Source organism: Geodermatophilus sp. SYSU D00779, assembly GCF_054050595.1.
Window position 1 is genome coordinate 133,793 of sequence record NZ_JBJGZQ010000003.1, and the last position, 17,133, is coordinate 150,925.

The 17,133-nt window shown below is 75.0% G+C and carries 15 protein-coding genes; 13 read left to right on the forward strand and 2 right to left on the reverse strand.

The window, feature by feature from the left end:
• Nucleotides 1-18: 18 nt before the first annotated feature.
• Both ACI79G_RS03145 and ACI79G_RS03150 read right to left on the reverse strand, forming a co-directional pair.
• A complete protein-coding gene (locus tag ACI79G_RS03145) occupies nucleotides 19-4,221 on the reverse strand; it encodes a Pls/PosA family non-ribosomal peptide synthetase (protein WP_456879625.1) in 4,203 nt (1,400 codons plus the stop codon).
• Between the two features lie 140 nt (nucleotides 4,222-4,361).
• Nucleotides 4,362-5,894: an aspartate aminotransferase family protein gene (locus ACI79G_RS03150; RefSeq protein WP_456879627.1), complete on the reverse strand. Its 1,533-nt coding sequence runs from the start codon at nucleotides 5,892-5,894 to the stop codon at nucleotides 4,362-4,364.
• Nucleotides 5,895-6,393: 499 nt separating this feature from the next.
• Between ACI79G_RS03150 and ACI79G_RS03155 the strand changes: the two genes are divergently transcribed.
• The 13 genes from ACI79G_RS03155 to lgt all read left to right on the forward strand — a co-directional run bounded on the left by ACI79G_RS03155 (nucleotide 6,394) and on the right by lgt (nucleotide 16,947).
• On the forward strand, nucleotides 6,394-6,843 hold the full coding sequence (locus ACI79G_RS03155; protein ID WP_456879629.1) for a hypothetical protein: 450 nt from the start codon (nucleotides 6,394-6,396) through the stop codon (nucleotides 6,841-6,843).
• Between the two features lie 45 nt (nucleotides 6,844-6,888).
• Nucleotides 6,889-7,395 (forward strand): hypothetical protein, encoded by a 507-nt coding sequence (locus tag ACI79G_RS03160; RefSeq protein WP_456879631.1) that lies wholly within the window; start codon nucleotides 6,889-6,891, stop codon nucleotides 7,393-7,395.
• 10 nt (nucleotides 7,396-7,405) lie between these two features.
• On the forward strand, nucleotides 7,406-7,561 hold the full coding sequence (locus ACI79G_RS03165) for a hypothetical protein (protein ID WP_456879634.1): 156 nt from the start codon (nucleotides 7,406-7,408) through the stop codon (nucleotides 7,559-7,561).
• Nucleotides 7,558-7,713: a hypothetical protein gene (locus tag ACI79G_RS03170; protein ID WP_456879636.1), complete on the forward strand. Its 156-nt coding sequence runs from the start codon at nucleotides 7,558-7,560 to the stop codon at nucleotides 7,711-7,713. The genes ACI79G_RS03165 and ACI79G_RS03170 overlap by 4 nt, the downstream gene beginning before the upstream one ends.
• Entirely contained in the window at nucleotides 7,710-9,362 is a 1,653-nt protein-coding gene (locus ACI79G_RS03175; protein ID WP_456879637.1) for an FAD-binding dehydrogenase, read from the forward strand. The genes ACI79G_RS03170 and ACI79G_RS03175 overlap by 4 nt, the downstream gene beginning before the upstream one ends.
• Entirely contained in the window at nucleotides 9,359-10,000 is a 642-nt protein-coding gene (locus ACI79G_RS03180; protein WP_456879638.1) for a hypothetical protein, read from the forward strand. The genes ACI79G_RS03175 and ACI79G_RS03180 overlap by 4 nt, the downstream gene beginning before the upstream one ends.
• 36 nt (nucleotides 10,001-10,036) lie before the next feature.
• Nucleotides 10,037-10,411, forward strand: coding sequence for a phosphoribosyl-AMP cyclohydrolase (gene hisI, locus ACI79G_RS03185; RefSeq protein ID WP_456879641.1), 375 nt, complete (start codon nucleotides 10,037-10,039; stop codon nucleotides 10,409-10,411).
• Nucleotides 10,398-11,924: an anthranilate synthase component I gene (locus tag ACI79G_RS03190; protein ID WP_456879644.1), complete on the forward strand. Its 1,527-nt coding sequence runs from the start codon at nucleotides 10,398-10,400 to the stop codon at nucleotides 11,922-11,924. Before hisI ends, ACI79G_RS03190 begins: the two co-directional genes overlap by 14 nt.
• A complete protein-coding gene (locus tag ACI79G_RS03195; RefSeq protein ID WP_456879647.1) occupies nucleotides 11,921-12,538 on the forward strand; it encodes a Trp biosynthesis-associated membrane protein in 618 nt (205 codons plus the stop codon). The genes ACI79G_RS03190 and ACI79G_RS03195 overlap by 4 nt, the downstream gene beginning before the upstream one ends.
• A gap of 176 nt (nucleotides 12,539-12,714) precedes the next feature.
• Nucleotides 12,715-13,524, forward strand: a complete 810-nt coding sequence (gene trpC / locus ACI79G_RS03200) for an indole-3-glycerol phosphate synthase TrpC (protein WP_175479542.1) — start codon at nucleotides 12,715-12,717, stop codon at nucleotides 13,522-13,524.
• 272 nt (nucleotides 13,525-13,796) lie between these two features.
• Nucleotides 13,797-15,173, forward strand: coding sequence for a tryptophan synthase subunit beta (gene trpB / locus ACI79G_RS03205; protein WP_456879653.1), 1,377 nt, complete (start codon nucleotides 13,797-13,799; stop codon nucleotides 15,171-15,173).
• On the forward strand, nucleotides 15,170-15,967 hold the full coding sequence (trpA, locus tag ACI79G_RS03210) for a tryptophan synthase subunit alpha (RefSeq protein ID WP_456879655.1): 798 nt from the start codon (nucleotides 15,170-15,172) through the stop codon (nucleotides 15,965-15,967). Before trpB ends, trpA begins: the two co-directional genes overlap by 4 nt.
• Entirely contained in the window at nucleotides 15,964-16,947 is a 984-nt protein-coding gene (gene lgt, locus ACI79G_RS03215) for a prolipoprotein diacylglyceryl transferase (protein ID WP_456879657.1), read from the forward strand. Before trpA ends, lgt begins: the two co-directional genes overlap by 4 nt.
• Nucleotides 16,948-17,133 lie beyond the last annotated feature (186 nt).

Here is a 17,133-nt window from a genome sequence, read left to right on the forward strand (position 1 = left end):
GGCCGGTCGACGATCCGGTCACTGCTCGCCGGACGGCCCTCCGGTCACGACCGGCCAGCCGGTGGGTCGGTTCGAGGCGGCCCCGTCTTCGACCGTCTCGATCGGCCCCGCCGGACGCTCGGAGCGAGGCGGTGGCGGCCGCTCGGGTGGAGCGCTGAGCCTGGCCGGGGCGGCCGACCGTCCGACGTTCGACATGTCACGTGCGGGGTTGCCACCCCACCGTTCGGCCCGCCCGACGCTCTCGCCCTTCATCAGGAAGGAGTCCGGCAGGAGCACGGCCCCCTCGTCCATCGTCACGCCGTAGTGGACGAAACCCCCGATGCCCACGGTGCTGCGCGCTGCGATCCGGATGTGGTCGGACTTGAACGCGCCCTCTTCCAGTGAGTGGCTCTGGATGACACTGTGCTCGCCGAGGCAGCAGTCGTCGCCGATGCTGACCAGACTCCGCTCGACCACCCAGCACCCGTCGTCGAAGACACGCCGGCCGATCCGGACGCCGAGGGCCCGCCACAGGAGGCCCTTGAACGGGGTGCCGTTGAGAGTCAGGGTGTACATCTGCTCCGGCACCTTCCAGTACCGCTCGTGGCGCCAGAACCGGGGATCGTAGATCGAGCACTGCATGGGTCTGGGCCGCGGCAGGCACCGGTCGACGAGTGCCGGATAGACGGTCGTGAAGACGAGCATCCCGGCGACGCCGGCTCCAGCGACGGTCGCGCCGACCAGCCCCGGTTCCCGGACCGTCGCGGTGAGGATCAGGACGAGGCCCACCGCGTGCAGCCAGCGGACGACCAGGAACAGGGCCGCCGTCACCGCGTTGTGCCGGTTCTTGAGGCGGAGGGCTGCCCGGCGCCGGGCGGGGTCTCGGTGGAACTCGACGGCACGGTCCCGCTCCACCGAACGCGGGATCTCGAAGGGCGGGGAACCCAGCAGCCCGACGCCCGTTCGGACCGGTCCGTCGAGCGGGACGTGCACCTTGGTCGCCAGCAGGCAGTCATCGCCCGCCCGCCCCTCCGGCGGGTACACGACGTGGTTGCCCACGAAGTTGTGGGCACCCACCGCCACCCGCCGCACCCGGAACGAGGTGGCCGAGAAGTCGGCGTTCATCATCGACAGCCCGTCGGAAACCATCGTTCCCGAACCGACGGCGCTGAGCCCCGGCACCTCGTGCTTGACGTCCATCCCGAAGTTCGAGCCGGTCTGCTCGACCCGGGAGAGGTCCCAGCCCATGGCGCGCAACCAGTGCACGATGGCCGAACTGTCGCCGAACAGGTACATGAAGAAGCGCCGGCTGCTCAGACGGGCCACGGAGTGCTGGACCGCCCACCGCCAGCCGTACAGCGGGAAGACGCCGCCCGCAGGCAGAGCCCAGGACAGCAGCCGAGTGAGGGCGATCGTGCTGACCAGCCCCAGCACGACGGCGCCCCAGAAGAAGGCGCTGGTGAGCGAGATCTGCCAGAGGTAGTGGCGTGGGTCGGTCAAGGACAGCGGGGTGGGGTCGTCGGAGTGCGGCAGGAACACCTGGGCGAGCATGAAGACCGCCGGGGTCCACACCAGCACGGCGAGCAGCACCTGCAGGGCTCCGTAGCAGAGCCGGCGACCCCGGCCGACCCGCATCGCCGGGGGACGATCCGGCGGCCGGCTGGTGGGCTCAGCAGGCGACCCGATCCAGCGCTGCCCGGCGGGGATCACCTGACCGGCGTGCAGCGACGAGGCGTGGCCCAGCTCTGCTCCGTCTCCGATGACGGTGCCCACGTCGACGACGGTCTCCTCGCTGACGACTGCCTCCCGGCCGATCGACGTCGGCCCGGTCTCGAGGTAGCCACCCACCACTCGGTAGCAGCTGAGGAAGGAGTCCTTTCGCACGACCGCTCCCGGCCCGACGGTCAGCAGGTCGGTGCAGACGGGCAGGTGGCTGGTCAGCACCAGGGCGCCGGGGCCCACACGAGCGCCGAGGGCCCGCAGGTACAGCGCCAGCAGCGGAGAGCCGCGGTAGAGGGCCAGTGGACAGCTCCGGACGAGTGTCTTGACGACCCAGAAGCGGAAGTACCGCAGGCTCCACACCGGGAACCGCTCGACCCGCCAGCGCCCGACGATCAGCCACTTGGCGGCGATGGGCAGGGCACAGGCGGCGAGGAACGTGGCGCCGCCCCACACCACCGCCCGCCGGTAGGTCGGTAGGAACCCGCTGGCCGCGGAGATCCACTGCGTGCCTTCGGCCAGGACCAGCCCGACCAGCCACGACCAGATGAGAACGGCCAGCAGCTGCAGCGCGCCACAGACGAGGTGCTGATGGCCCCGGGGCGGCGGGGCCGACGGGTCGGTCGCCACCGGCGCCGTGACGACCTCGCGCCCGGCCAGGACAGCGGCGAGCTCCCGCACGGTCGGGTTCTGGTACAGGTCCCTGTTGGACACCGTCGGCAGGTCGCCGCCTTCACGGATCCTCGCGCAGATCCGCGCCAGGAGGAGCGAGTCGGCACCGAGGTCGTCGAACAGGTTGCTGGTCACCGACACCTCCGACAGCCCGAGGACCGAGCCCACGGCGTCCGCGAGGGCCTCCTCGAGCGGGGTCTCCGGTGCCGTGTACGGCCCCTGGTCGGCCAGCTGACGGGGCCCGCGGGGTGGTGGCAGCGCCTTCCGGTCGGCCTTGTCGCTCGTGGTCATCGGGATGACCGGGAGCTCCTCCAGGTACGCGGGGACCATGTACATCGGCAACCGCCCGCGCAGGTGGGTGTAGGCAGCGCCGACGTCCAGCGCCGCCGCCCCGCTGCGCAGCGCGTAGTAGCCGACGAGCTCGACCGCTCCCGGCGCCGGCTCGTGGGTGGACACCACGGCCTGCGCCACGCCGGGCAGCTGCAGCAGGACCGACTCGATCTCGGTCAGCTCGATGCGGTAGCCGCGGATCTTGACCTGGGTGTCGATCCGGCCGTGGTACTCCACCTCGCCGTCGACGATGCAGCCCAGGTCGCCGGTCCGGTACAGGCGACCGGACGGGTTGTCCGGCAGCCCCACGCGGTCGGGGACGAACGCCCGCTCGGTGAGGTCGGGCCGGTTGAGGTAACCCGTCGCCAGGCCGATGCCGGCGATGGCGATCTCGCCCAGTCGACCCGGCGGCAGCGCTGCCTCCCCGTCGGGGTCGAGGACCGTCACGGAGTACCCGGGCAGAGGGCTGCCGAGGGTGACCGGCCGGTCGGGGTCGACGACCGAGAGGGTGGCCGTGACCGTCGTCTCGGTGGGCCCGTAGGTGTTGAGGAAGCGGCGGCCGGGACGGTGCCAGCGCACGACCAGGTCCCGCGGGCAGGCCTCACCGGAGACCAGCAGGAAGCGCACCGCCGGGAGGTCGTCGTCGAGGGTCGCGAGCAACGTGGGCACGCAGCACAGGGCGGTGACCCGGCGATCGGTGAGGAACTCGTGCAGGTCGGCCCCCAGGAGGCTGCCCCCCGGCGGACGGGGCACCAGGGTCGCGCCGACCGCCCAGGCCACCCAGATCTCCTCGACGGAGAAGTCGAAGGCGATCGTCAGGCCCTGGTACACCCGGTCGTCCGGACGGACCCCGTAGACCTCCGCGGCCACGCCCACGAAGTGGCAGATCGCCGAGTGGTCGATCATCACGCCCTTGGGCCGCCCGGTCGTCCCCGACGTGTACACGACGTAGCACAGCCCGTCGTCCTGCTGGGGGGCGTCCGGCCCCGTCCCGATCGGCGCGGGGCGTCGGTCGTCCTCGGCGGCGAGAGCAGCGGCGTCCTCGTCGAGACACAGGACCGGCACGGGGAGGCCGTCGAGTCGGCCACGGGCACCGGCCGTCGTCACGACGAGCCCCACACCGGCGTCCTCGACGATGTAGGAGATCCGGTTAGCGGGGAAGGCCAGGTCCAGGGGGACGTACGCCGCGCCCGCCTTCAGGACGGCGAGCAGGGCGGTGTAGGTGGCCACGGGTTCGTCGCAGAGGAGGGCGACGCGGGAACCCGGCGCCACCCCCCGCCGGCGCAGGAGGTGGGCCAGACGGTTGGCCCGGACGTCGAGCTCGGCGTAGGTGAGCCGCTGGTCACCGGCGTCGACGGCCAGCTGGTCGGACCGGCCCGCCGCAGCGAGCGCGTCGACCCGCCGCTCGAAGACCTGCTCCAGCCGTTCCCCGGGCCGCCACCGGTGCCCGGCCCGGCCGAGCTCGCCGACCAGGACCGCCTGGTCCCGTGCTGACCCCTGCCCGCCGACCTGCTGCGCCACCGCGGTCTGCGAGGAGTCCCCCGGCTCGGGAGCCCGGTGCCGTCCGCCCCCTGGGGCCTGGGAACGCCCGACCCCCGCGGCCCGGTGACGCCCGACCTCCGGGGCCCGGTGACGCCCGACCCCGGTCGACGCCCCTCCCATCACCGATGCGGCGGCTGGGTGCGGGGCGACGGGATCCGCGCGCCATCGCCGAGAGCACGACCGCCCTCGCGAGACGCGGTCGGCAGGTCGTCGATCGCCTCGCGCAGGCTGGTCGCGAGGATCTCGCACGCCAGGTCGACGGTCTCCGCCGTGACGTTCAGCGGGGGCAGCATGCGGACCACGCAGTCGTCCCGCCCGCCGCACTCGAGGATCAGCCCACGCCGCAGCGCGCGGTGCTGGACGTCCCGGGCGAGCTGCCCCGCGGGGTGGCCGGTCACGGGATCGGCGAGCTCGACGCCCCACATCAGGCCGACGCCCCGGATCTCCCGGACGTGGGGGAGGTCCTGGAGCGGGGCCAGCAGCCGGTCGATCTGCAGACCGCGCTCGCGCACGTTCTGCAGGACGCCGTCGCGGCGCACGACCCGGACCATCTCGGCACCTGCGGCGAAGGCCAGCTGGTTGCCACGGAACGTGCCGGTGTGGGCACCCGGGGCCCACGTGTCGAGCCGCCGGTCGTAGATGATGAGCGCGACCGGCTGCCCGATGCCGCTGAGTCCCTTGGACGTCACGATGACGTCGGGCTCGATCCCGTACTGCTCGAAGGCGTACCAGGTCCCTGTCCGGCCACACCCGGTCTGGACCTCGTCCACGACGAGGGGGATGTCCAGGGCGCGGGTGAGTTCCCGGACCCGCCGGGCGAAGTCCACCGTCGCCGGGATGACGCCGCCCTCGCCCTGGACCAGCTCGAGGATGACGGCGGCCGGGAGGGGGATCCCCCCGTTGCTGTCCGTCAGCGCGCGCTCGAGGTACGCCACGCAGTTGGTGGTGCACGTGTCGGGGGTGAGCTGCACGGGGCAGCGGCCGCAGTAGGAGAACGGGAAGAAGTGGATCCCCGGGACACCGTTGCGGACCGGGCTCTTCTGCTCGACCAGGCCGGTGACCGCCATGGCCGCGTGGCTGCTGCCGTGGAACCCGCCCTGGAAGGAGATGACGTCGCCCCGTCCGGTCGCGGTCTTGCACAGCTTGAGGGCCGCGTCCACGGCGTTGGCCCCGGTGGGGCCGCAGAAGTGGACGCGCATCCGGTCACGCATGGAGTCCGGGAGCATCTGCAGCTGGGCGTCGGTGAAGGCGTCCTTCGCCGGCGTGGGGAGGTCCAGTCCGTGGACGTGCCGGCCGAGCTGCTCGACGACGGCCTGCACCAGGTCCGGGTGGTTGTGGCCCAGGGAGAGCACGCCTGCTCCCGCGAGGAAGTCGATGTACACGTTGCCGTCGAGATCGCGGACGTGGCTGCCGGCCGCCTCGGCGATCGCGATCGGGAGGTGCCGGGGGTAGGTGCGAGCGCGGGACTCGCGCTGCTCCTGGCGGGCGAGCAGCTCAGCCGACCGGGGTCCGGGCAGCTCACCGCGGACGTGCGGTCCCTCGTCGGCGAGGCCAGGCGGGACGGTGGCGAGAGCGGTGGGTGGGTCCGTCGGCTGGGCGGAGCCCACGGAGCGGGCGTCGGAGCGGATCGGGGGCGTCGTGGTGTCGGTCATCGTCCTGGTTCCTCTGTCTCGGGATGCGGGCGTTGCTCGATTCGCCCTTCGCGTGTCCGTGGGTCCACGGCTGCGGAGCGGGCGTGGGTCCGAGGCGTGGGTCGTGGGGGTCCGGCAGGGGAGTCGCCCCACGCGTGAGGCCGCTGTCCGCAGGCCGTGCGCTCCGGGGTGAGGAGCGGGCCGATGCCGGCGGACGGACGTCGTGGGGGTGGTCGACGTGGCCGCCCGGCCCTGCCTGACAGCGTCCTCATCGCGCTCTCCGCGATGAGTCCGGCGGATTGGTCACGGATTGGTAAATGGAGGCGGCAACCGTTCAAGGCGCGCCCCGCATCTGTCAACGGCCCGTTGCGCCTGACGAGGTTACGGAACAGCACCGGTGTGTGTCGGGACAGCGTGTGGTCACCGCCTGTCGCATCGTGCGGTCGTCCCGCCGGCGGTGCACCGGCGAGAAGGCGTCGGGATGCGGACGGTGGGCGGGCGGGGGCCTAGCCTGCGCAGCGTGGCCACACCTCGCGACCGGGGCCGTCCGGCAGCCGACCTCCCGCCGCCGGACGCGCGCATGCCGCCGCTCGCGCTGACCGCCGGCGTCCTCGGCCTCGTCGGCGCGCTGCCCACGCTCTTCCTCGCCGTCGTCGCCGTGGCGCTCGGCGGGCTCTCCGCCGACGCCGGACCCGACCCCTGGACCTACCTGCTGCTCGCCGCGCCACTGGTCCAGGTCCTCGGCGCGGCCTGGCTGCTGGCCCGCCGCAGCTGGCTGCTCCTGGTCCTGGCCGTCGTCCCGGTCGCGGTGCTGGCCGGTGCGGTCGTCTGGGCGGCCACCGGCACCGAGGACGCCGGGAACCCGGGCCTGCCGCTGCTGCTCCTGGTGGCCCCGGTGCTCGCCGCGGTCCTGGCGGTCACCCCGCGGGTGCGCCGCTGGGTGGCCGGACGGCCGCGACGCACCCGCTGACCGGCGTCCGGCCGGCGCACCGGCGGCCGACCTACGCTGCCGACCATGGCGTCGTCGTCCTCCCGCAGCCGGGCGGCGGCGCGTCGCTCGCCGCGGGCGGCGCCCCGCCGGCAGCACCCCCCGCCGAGGCCGGCCGGACGGCCGGTCCTCGCCCCGTTCGCCGCCGTCTTCGGCGTCCTGGTCGCCGCCGAGTACCTGGGGCTGGCCTGGCTGCTCCGCGACCCGGAGCTCGGGACGCCGTGGTTCGTCGCCGTCCCCGCGGTGCTGGCCGTGCTCGCCCTGGCCGGCGCGGTGCTCGTCGTCCTCGGGCGGGCGCGGGCGTGGGTGCTGCTGGCCGCCGCCAGCGTCGTCCTGGTGCTCTGCCTGCTGGGCACCGCCGTCCTGTTCGGCGCCCTGGGCCTGGGGGCGGTGGTCGTCCAGACGCTGCTGCTGCTCGTCGGGCCGCTGGGCTGCCTGGTGCTCGCCGTCCGTCGCCCGGTCCGGGAGTGGACGGGCCGCGCCGGGGCGACGCGGGCCCCGGAGCGAGGCCGCCGGACGCAGCGCACCGGCTAGCGTGCAGAACGTGACCGAGCTCGCGAGGTCACGGATGGACACGGCATCGCCGATCACGTCGGCGAGGAGCGTCAGCGAGGAGACACGTGACCGAGCTCGCGAGGTCACGGATGGACACGGCATCGCCGATCACGTCGGCGAGGAGCGTCAGCGAGGAGACACGTGACCGAGCTCGCGAGGTCACGGATGGACACGGCATCGCCGATCACGTCGGCGACGAGCGTCAGCGAGGAGACACGTGACCGAGCTCGCGAGGTCACGGATGGACACGGCATCGCCGATCACGTCGGCGACGAGCGTCAGCGAGGAGACGCGTGATCGACACCGACGTCGTCGTGGTGGGTGCGGGGCTGGCCGGGCTGGTCGCCGCCGCGGAGCTGGCCGATGCGGGCACGCGGGTGGTGCTGCTCGACCAGGAGCCCGAGCAGTCCCTGGGCGGCCAGGCCTGGTGGTCCTTCGGCGGGCTGTTCCTCGTCGACTCGCCCGAGCAGCGGCGGCTGCGGGTGCGCGACTCGCTCGAGCTGGCCCGGCAGGACTGGTTCGGCACCGCCTCCTTCGACCGCGAGGAGGACCACTGGCCGCGCCGGTGGGCCGAGGCCTACCTGCAGTTCGCCGCGGGAGAGAAGCGCGCGTGGCTGCGCCGGCAGGGCATCGGGTTCTTCCCGGTGGTCGGCTGGGCCGAGCGCGGCGGGTACACCGCGACCGGCCACGGCAACTCCGTGCCGCGCTTCCACATCGTCTGGGGCACCGGCCCGGGGATCGTCGAGCCCTTCGCCCGCCGGGTCCGGGCCGCCGCCGACCGCGGGGTGCTGCAGCTGCTCTTCCGGCACCGCGTCGACGAGCTCGTCGTCAGCGGTGGCGTGGTCACCGGTGTCCGCGGCACCGTGCTCGAGCCCAGCGACGTCGCCCGCGGGAAGGCGAGCAGCCGCAACGCGGCCGGGGAGTTCGAGGTCTCGGCGCAGGCCGTCGTCGTCACCTCCGGCGGTATCGGCGGCAACCACGACCTGGTCCGGCAGAGCTGGCCGGCCCGCCTCGGCCCCGCGCCGCGGCGACTCCTCTCCGGCGTCCCGGCGCACGTCGACGGGCGGATGCTGCAGGCCACCGAGGCCGCCGGCGCGAACCTGATCAACCGCGACCGGATGTGGCACTACACCGAGGGCATCGCCAACCACTCGCCGGTCTGGGAGCGACACGGCATCCGGATCCTGCCGGGGCCCTCGTCGCTGTGGCTGGACGCGACCGGCAAGCGGCTGCCGGTGCCGCTGTTCCCGGGCTTCGACACCCTCGGCACGCTGGCCCACATCGGGCAGACCGGCCACGAGCACACCTGGTTCGTCGCCACGCACAAGATCGTGGAGAAGGAGTTCGCCCTGTCGGGCTCCGAGCAGAACCCCGACCTCACGGGCAGGGACGTCAAGCTGCTGCTCAACCGGGCCCGCGCCGGCGTCGCCGCCCCGGTCCAGGCCTTCCTCGACAGGGGGGAGGACTTCGTCGTCGCCCGCACCCTGCCCGAGCTCGTGGCCGGGATGAACCGGGTCACCGGCGGCACGCCCGAGCTGCGGCTGGCCGACGTCGAGCGCGAGGTCGTCGCCCGCGACCGCGAGGTCGCCCACCCCTTCACCAAGGACCTGCAGCTGACCGCGATCCGCGGCGCGCGCAGCTACCTCGGCGACAAGCTCATCCGCGTGGCGCCACCGCACCGGCTGCTCGACCCCGAGGCCGGCCCGCTGGTCGCCGTCCGGCTCAACCTCATCACCCGCAAGACCCTCGGCGGGCTGGAGACCGACCTCTCCGGCCGCGTGCTGCAGCCCGGCGGCGCGGTCTTCCCGGGCCTCTACGCCGCGGGCGAGGTGGCGGGCTTCGGCGGGGGCGGCATGCACGGCTACCGCTCGCTGGAGGGCACCTTCCTCGGCGGCTGCCTGTTCAGCGGCCGGGTCGCCGGCCGGGCGCTCGCGGCCGCGCTGTGACCTCGTCGCACCCGAGCCCGTGGTCGGACCCGGCGACGGAGACCGAGCCCGGTGCCCCCTACGCCGGGCCCCCGCCGACGACGATGCCGTACTGGGCCCCGGCCGCTCCCCAGGCGGTCCCGTGGCCGCAGCCCTGGCCGCAGCCGTGGCCGCCGGCCCCCGCCCGGCCGCAGCGGCCCGGACAGGTGGTCGCGGCCGCGGTGCTCGCCTTCGTCCAGGCCGCGGCCGTGGCCCTCGCGACCGCCTACCTCCAGCTGCTCGGCACGGTGTTCTCGATGGCGGCCGGCGAGCCCGGGTTCCCGGCCGACGGCGCGGCCCTGGCCGCCGAGGCGGGCGTGCTCTCCCTCGTGCAGCTGGCCTCGGTCGTCCTGCTGCTGACCGCGGGGGTCCTGGGGCTCGCCAGCCGCCGCCCCGTCGCCCGCTGGACGCTGGTCGCCGCCTTCGCCCTGCAGTTGGCGCTGGCCGCCTACTGGGCGGCGCGGCTGCTCCCCGTGCTCGACCAGGGCGCCGGCGTGCTGGCCGCCCTCGTCCTCGGCTTCGCCGCCGCGCCGGCGGTCGCCCTGGGGCTCGCGGTGGGCCGGCCCGCGCGCGCCTGGTTCGGGAGCAGCCCCGACGGGGGGACGACGCCGCACCGGTGAACCGGCCGGTCGGCGGCGGGTGGGACGATCGGGTGCATGTCCGCCGTCCCCGCCGCCGAGTCCGCACTGGACCCCGCGGTCGCAGCAGCGCTGCGCCGCGACCCCGCCGGGCTGGTCGCCGCCGTCGTCCAGCAGCACGACACCGGTGAGGTGCTCATGGTCGCCTGGATGGACGACGAGGCGCTGCGCCGCACCCTGACCACCGGCCGGGCCACCTACTGGTCCCGCAGCCGGCGGGAGTACTGGGTGAAGGGGGAGACCTCCGGGCACCGCCAGTGGGTCCGCGACGTCCGGCTGGACTGCGACGGCGACGCGCTGCTGGTGCTCGTCGACCAGGAGGGCCCGGCCTGCCACACCGGCGAGCGCTCCTGCTTCCACCGCGACCTGGAGGTCACCCGTGCGGCTCGGTGAGACCTCCCCGTCCCGGGAGGAGTTCGCGGCCCTCGACCAGCCGATGGTCCCGGTCACCCGCCGGCTGCTCGCCGACGGCGAGACCGCGGTCGGCATCTACCGCAAGCTCGCCGGCAACCGGCCGGGCACGGTGCTCCTGGAGTCCGCCGAGCAGGGCAAGCAGTGGAGCCGGTACAGCTTCGTCGGCGTGCGCAGCGCCGGGGTGCTGACGGAGCGGGACGGCGCCGCGCTGTGGCTGGGGGAGGAGCTGCCCGGCCTCACCGACGACCTGCCCGCGGACCCGCTGGCCGCCGTGCGCACGCTGGCCCGCCGGCTGCGCTCGCCGCGCCGTGCCGACCTGCCCCGGCTCACCGGCGGCCTGGTCGGCTACCTCGGCTACGACGTCGTCCGGCGGCTGGAGCGGCTGCCGGTCACCGCCGTCGACGACCTCGGCATGCCCGAGCTCGCGCTCATGCTGGTCACCGACCTCGCGGTGCTCGACCACCACGACGGCACGGTGCTGCTGATCGCCAACGCGTTCGCGGGGGCGGCTCGGGGCGGGGAAGAGGGGCAGGGCTCGGAGGGCTACGACGACGCGGTGACCCGGCTCGACGCGATGGCCGCCGACCTGGCCAAGGCCGCACCCCCTGGCGTGGCCACCTTCACGACGACCGCGCCGCCGCCGGTGCGGAGCAACATGGCGCCCGGCGTCTTCGAGGACGGCGTGGAGCGCGTGCGGGAGCACATCCGGGCCGGCGACGCCTTCCAGGTGGTGCTCTCGCAGCGCTTCGAGGTGCCCACCGAGGTGGAGGCCCTGGACCTCTACCGGGTGCTGCGGGCGACCAACCCCTCGCCGTACATGTACCTGCTGCGCTTCGCCGGGCGGGAGTCGCCGTTCGACGTCGTCGGCTCCTCGCCGGAGGCGCTGGTCACCGTGACCGGCAGCTCGGCCGTCGTCCACCCGCCGGCCGGCACCCGCCCGCGGGGCGCGACCCCCGAGGAGGACGCGCGGCTGGCCGAGGGCCTGCTGGCCGACCCCAAGGAGCGCGCCGAGCACGTGATGCTGGTCGACCTGGCCCGCAACGACCTGGGCCGGGTCTGCGTGCCCGGCACGGTCGAGGTGCCCGACTTCATGCGCATCGAGCACTACAGCCACGTGATGCACCTGGTGTCGACCGTGGCCGGCGAGGTCGCCCCGCAGTGGGACGCCCTCGACGTCTTCGACGCGACCTTCCCGGCCGGCACCGTCTCCGGGGCGCCCAAGCCGAGCGCGATGGCGATCATCGAGTCGCTGGAGCCCACCCGGCGGGCGCTCTACGCCGGCACCGTCGGCTACGTCGACGCCAGCGGCGACCTGGACATGGCCATCGCCATCCGGACGGCGGTGCTGCACCAGGGCCGCGCCTACGTGCAGGCCGGCGCGGGCGTCGTCGCCGACAGCGACCCGGCCACCGAGGAGGCCGAGACCCGGCACAAGGCGCGCGCGGTGCTCTCGGCGATCGCGACGGCGGAGGGGATGCGGGAGCTCCCGTGAGCGACCGCCGCGAGATGGCCGCGGCCGTCGTCGGCCTGGCCGCGGCCGGGGGACTGGCGCTGTCCACCGGCGGGCAGACCTGGCTCACCGCGACCGTGGCGCGCCCGGAGCCCCTGCCGCCGGTCACCGAGCAGCTGACCGGCTCGGCGCTCGCGCCGCTGGTCCCGGCCGGAGGGCTGGTGCTGCTGGCGGCCGCGGTCGCGCTGGTCGCCGTCCGCGGTGCCGGGCGGGTGCTGGTGGGGCTGCTGGCCGCCGTCGCCGGGGGAGCGCTCGGCTGGTCGGGTCTGCGGACCCTGGCGACCGGCGGGGACGCCGCGGCGGCGGGCGTGCTCGGCAGCGGGACGCCGGGCAGCACGGTCACGACCGCGGTGTCCGCCGCCTGGCCGGTGCTCGCCCTCGTCGCGGGGCTGCTCGCCGTGGCGGCGGGCCTGCTCACCGTGCTCCGCGGCCGCACCTGGCCGGGCATGGGACGCCGGTACGAGCGTGCGGCCGCCACAGCCCCCGCGGCCCCCGCCCGCGCCCGCCGGCAGACCGACGAGGACCGCGCGCTCGACGCCTGGCGGGCGCTCGACCGCGGCGAGGACCCCACCGAGGGGACGGCGGAACACCGCTGAGTACCCGGGGCCACCTGGTCCACACCCCCGTGCGGGGAGTGCGTGCGCCCCCGCGGGCGGCTCGGCGATCCGCCGCCTCTAGAGTGGGTCCACGGATCGAGGCCCGGCCCGGGCCGCGCCCGGTGGGTGGTCTCCTGGCCCGGTGGGCGGTTGACGAGCAGCAGCGGGGAGGACTCGTGTCCGTGCTCGACGAGATCGTCGCCGGCGTCCGTGAGGACCTGGCGGCACGCGAGGCGACCACTCCGCTGGCGGAGGTCAAGGCCGCCGCGCGGGACGCCCGCCCGCCCCTCGACGCCCTCGCGGCGCTGCGCGCGCCGGGCGTCGGCGTCATCGCCGAGGTGAAGCGGCAGAGCCCCTCGAAGGGTGCGCTCGCCGACATCCCCGACCCCGCGGTGCTGGCCCGGCAGTACGCCGACGGCGGCGCCCGGGTGATCAGCGTGCTCACCGAACGGCGCCGCTTCGGGGGTGGCCAGGCCGACCTCGCCGCCGTCCGAGCGGCCGTCGACGTCCCGGTGCTGTGCAAGGACTTCGTGGTCACCAGCTACCAGGTGCACGAGGCGCGCGCCCACGGGGCCGACGTCGTCCTGCTGATCGTCGCCGCGCTGGAGCAGAACGCGCTCGTCGGCCTGCTGGAGCGGGTCGAGTCGCTCGGCATGACCGCGCTGGTCGAGGTGCACACCGAGGCCGAGGCCGACCGCGCGCTGTCCGCCGGCGCCGCGGTGATCGGCGTCAACGCCCGCGACCTGACCACGCTGCACGTCGACCGCTCCACCTTCGAGCGGATCGCGCCGGGGCTGCCGTCGGAGGTCGTGAAGGTCGCCGAGTCCGGCGTCCGCGGTCCGCACGACCTCATCTCCTACGCGGCGGCCGGCGCCGACGCCGTCCTCGTGGGCGAGGGCCTGGTGACCGCCGGCGACGCCCGCCAGGCGGTCGCCGACCTGGTCACGGCCGGCGCGCACCCCGCCACTCCGCACACCCCCCGCTGAAGGACCCTTCCGCCCCCACCGTGGGAGGACCCCGTCCTCCGCATCCCTCGCGAGCTCGGGACGAGCCTCCGGACTGGGCCCGCGGCGGGCCGCTGCAGGGGGGCCGACTCCCGCGCGGTCGCCTCCGCATCGGCGCTGCAGCAGCAGCGCGAGGACGCGGGCAACCGCGCGACAGCGGCCGGAGCCCGGCCTGCCCGGTGCGCTGACCCCTCCACCAGCGTGTTGCCGACCCACCCCACCACCCCGGCGCCCGGACGCGGGACACTGGGGTCATGACCACGAGCGCCGTCTCCCCACCGGAAGCGCGACTCGAGCCGGCGCACCCCAGCTGGCCCGACGCCACCGGCCACTTCGGGGTCTTCGGTGGCCGGTTCGTGCCGGAGGCGCTGATCGCCGCGCTCGACGAGCTGACCGAGGCCTACCGCGCGATGCGCGTCGACCCGGCCTTCATCGAGGAGTTCGCCGCGCTGCAGCGCGACTACACCGGCCGGCCGAGCCCCATCACCGAGGTGCCGCGGTTCGCCGAGCACGCCGGCGGGGCGCGCATCTGGCTCAAGCGCGAGGACCTCAACCACACCGGCTCGCACAAGATCAACAACGTGCTGGGCCAGGCACTGCTGACCAGGCGGATCGGCAAGCAGCGGGTCATCGCCGAGACCGGGGCCGGCCAGCACGGCGTCGCGACCGCCACCGCGGCGGCGCTCATGGGGCTGTCCTGCACGATCTACATGGGCGAGGAGGACACCCGCCGCCAGGCGCTCAACGTCGCCCGGATGCGGCTGCTCGGCGCCGAGGTCGTCCCGGTGACCACCGGCTCGCGCACCCTCAAGGACGCCATCAACGAGGCGTTCCGCGACTGGGTCACCAACGTCGAGACGACGAACTACGTGTTCGGCACCGTGGCCGGCCCGCACCCGTTCCCGGAGATGGTCCGCGACTTCCAGCGGGTCATCGGCGACGAGGCGCGCGCGCAGCTGCTCGAGCGGCTCGGCCGGCTGCCCGACGCCGTCCTGGCCTGCGTGGGCGGCGGCTCCAACGCCATCGGGATCTTCACCGCCTTCGTCCCGGACGAGGGTGTCCGGCTGGTCGGCCTGGAGGCCGGCGGGGACGGCGTGGACACCGGCCGGCACGCGGCCACCATCACCGGCGGGACGCCGGGCGTGCTGCACGGCGCCCGCTCCTACCTGCTGCAGGACGACAACGGTCAGACCGTCGAGTCGCACTCGATCAGCGCCGGCCTGGACTACCCGGGCGTGGGCCCGGAGCACTCCCACCTGCACGACATCGGCCGGGCGGAGTACCGGGCGGTCACCGACGCCGAGGCCATGGAGGCCTTCGCGCTGCTGTGCCGCACCGAGGGCATCATCCCGGCGATCGAGTCGGCGCACGCCCTCGCCGGCGCCGTGAAGCTGGGCCAGGAGCTGGCGTCGCGGGGCGCTGGTGGGCGGGGCGACGAGCCTCCGCTGCTGCTGGTCAACCTCTCCGGCCGCGGGGACAAGGACGTCGAGACGGCGTCGCGCTGGTTCGGCCTCGGCGACCGCGAGCACGTCGAGCCCGGCGCCGGCATGGACACCGACCAGCAGCCCACCGAGGGCGCGGTCACCTCCGGCGACGCGGTCGCCGGGCAGGACGCGGGGGAGTCGGCGTGAGTCGCCTGCAGGACAGCATCGCCGGGGCCAGGACGGAGGGCCGCTCGGCGCTGGTCGCCTACCTGCCGGTCGGGTACCCGGACGTCGACACCTCGATCGCCGCCATGGTCGCGGCGGTCGAGGGCGGGGCCGACGTCGTCGAGGTCGGCGTCCCCTACAGCGACCCCGGCATGGACGGCCCGGTGATCCAGCAGGCCGTCGACCCGGCCGTGCGCGCCGGCGTCGGCATGCGCGACGTGCTGCGCGCCGTCGAGGCGGTCGCCGCGACCGGTGCGGTGCCGGTGGTGATGAGCTACTGGAACCCGATCGAGCGCTACGGGGTCGAGCGGTTCGCCGCCGACCTGGCCGCCGCCGGGGGAGCGGGGGCCATCACCCCCGACCTCATCCCCGACGAGGCCGGGGAGTGGCTGGCCGCGTCGGAGGCGCACGACCTCGACCGCGTGTTCCTGGTCGCGCCGTCGTCCACCGACGCGCGCCTGGCCGCCACCGTCGCGGCCTGCCGGGGCTTCGTCTACGCCGCCTCCACCATGGGCGTCACCGGCACCCGGGCCACCGTCGGCGACGCCGCGGAACGGCTGGTCGCCCGCACCCGGGAGGTCACCGAGCTGCCGGTGTGCGTGGGCCTGGGCGTCTCGAACGGCGACCAGGCCGCCGAGGTCGCCGGCTTCGCCGACGGTGTCATCGTCGGGTCGGCCTACGTGCGGGAGCTGCTCGAGGGCCGGGGCGCCGAGGGCGTGCGCCGGCTCTCGGAGGACCTCGCCGCGGGCGTGCGCCGTCCGGTGTCCGTGCCGTGAGCGTCCTGGCCGCGATCCCCAGCCCCACGCAGGGCGTCTGGGAACTGGGCCCGCTGCCCATCCGGGCCTACGCGCTGTGCATCATCGCCGGCATCGTCGCGGCGGTCGTGATCACCGAGCGACGCTGGGTCGCCCGGGGCGGGGCGAAGGGCGACGTCCTGGACATCGCCGTCTGGGCGGTGCCGTTCGGCATCGTCGGCGGCCGGCTGTACCACGTCGTCAGCAGCCCCCGGCCCTACTTCGGCGAGGGCGGCGACCCGCTGCGGGCCTTCGCCATCTGGGAGGGCGGCCTCGGCATCTGGGGCGCGATCGCCCTGGGCGGGGTCGGCGCCTGGATCGCCTGCCGCCGCCGCGGCATCCCGCTGCCGGCCTTCGCCGACGCCCTGGCCCCGGGGCTGCTCGTCGCCCAGGCCATCGGCCGGCTGGGCAACTGGTTCAACAACGAGCTCTACGGCCGCGCCACCGACCTGCCCTGGGCGCTGACCGTCCACGACTGGACCGGCACCCAGGCCGTCGTCGGCCCCGATGGTCAGCCGGTGGTGCTCGGCACCTTCCACCCGACCTTCCTCTACGAGCTGCTGTGGAACCTGGCCGCGGCGGCGGTCGTGGTGTGGGCCGACCGGCGCTTCCGGCTCAGCCACGGGCGGGCGTTCGCGCTCTACGTGGCCCTCTACTGCGCCGGCCGGCTGTGGATCGAGCTGCTGCGCGTCGACCCTGCGGAGACCTTCGCCGGCATCCGGCTCAACGTCTTCACCGCCGTCGTCGTGGGTCTGCTCGCGGTGGCCCACCTGGTCTGGCAGCGCGGCCGGCCCCGCGAGGTGATCACCCGCGGACGTGACGCTGGTGACACCGCGCCGGCCCGTCGCCCCCGCGCGGACTCCGCTCCGGCCGCCACCCCGGCCGCCGCTCCGGCGGCCACGGAGTCCCGCGACGGCGAAGACCCAGGTGGCGACGGCGACCGGCGACATACCGGTACCTGAGGACGACGCGCCGTCCCCGGGGTTCATCCGTACGAGATCCGGGTTACGGCTGTGTACCCTTCTGCCAAGACCCCACAGTGATCCTGGCGGGGTCGCACGAGTCGGAACCGGGCCAGCGCCGCCCCGCGGACGACGGCACCGGGGCACCACCCCCGGAGCTCGCCAGCCGGGCCGTCCCGGGGGGTC

Bases quoted from the DNA above. Each gene is read 5' to 3' on its own strand.
- ACI79G_RS03150 (WP_456879627.1), bottom strand. From the start codon at position 5,894: ATGACCGACACCACGACGCCCCCGATCCGCTCCGACGCCCGCTCCGTG.
- ACI79G_RS03160 (WP_456879631.1), top strand. From the start codon at position 6,889: ATGGCGTCGTCGTCCTCCCGCAGCCGGGCGGCGGCGCGTCGCTCGCCG.
- hisI (WP_456879641.1), top strand. From the start codon at position 10,037: ATGTCCGCCGTCCCCGCCGCCGAGTCCGCACTGGACCCCGCGGTCGCA.
- trpB (WP_456879653.1), top strand. From the start codon at position 13,797: ATGACCACGAGCGCCGTCTCCCCACCGGAAGCGCGACTCGAGCCGGCG.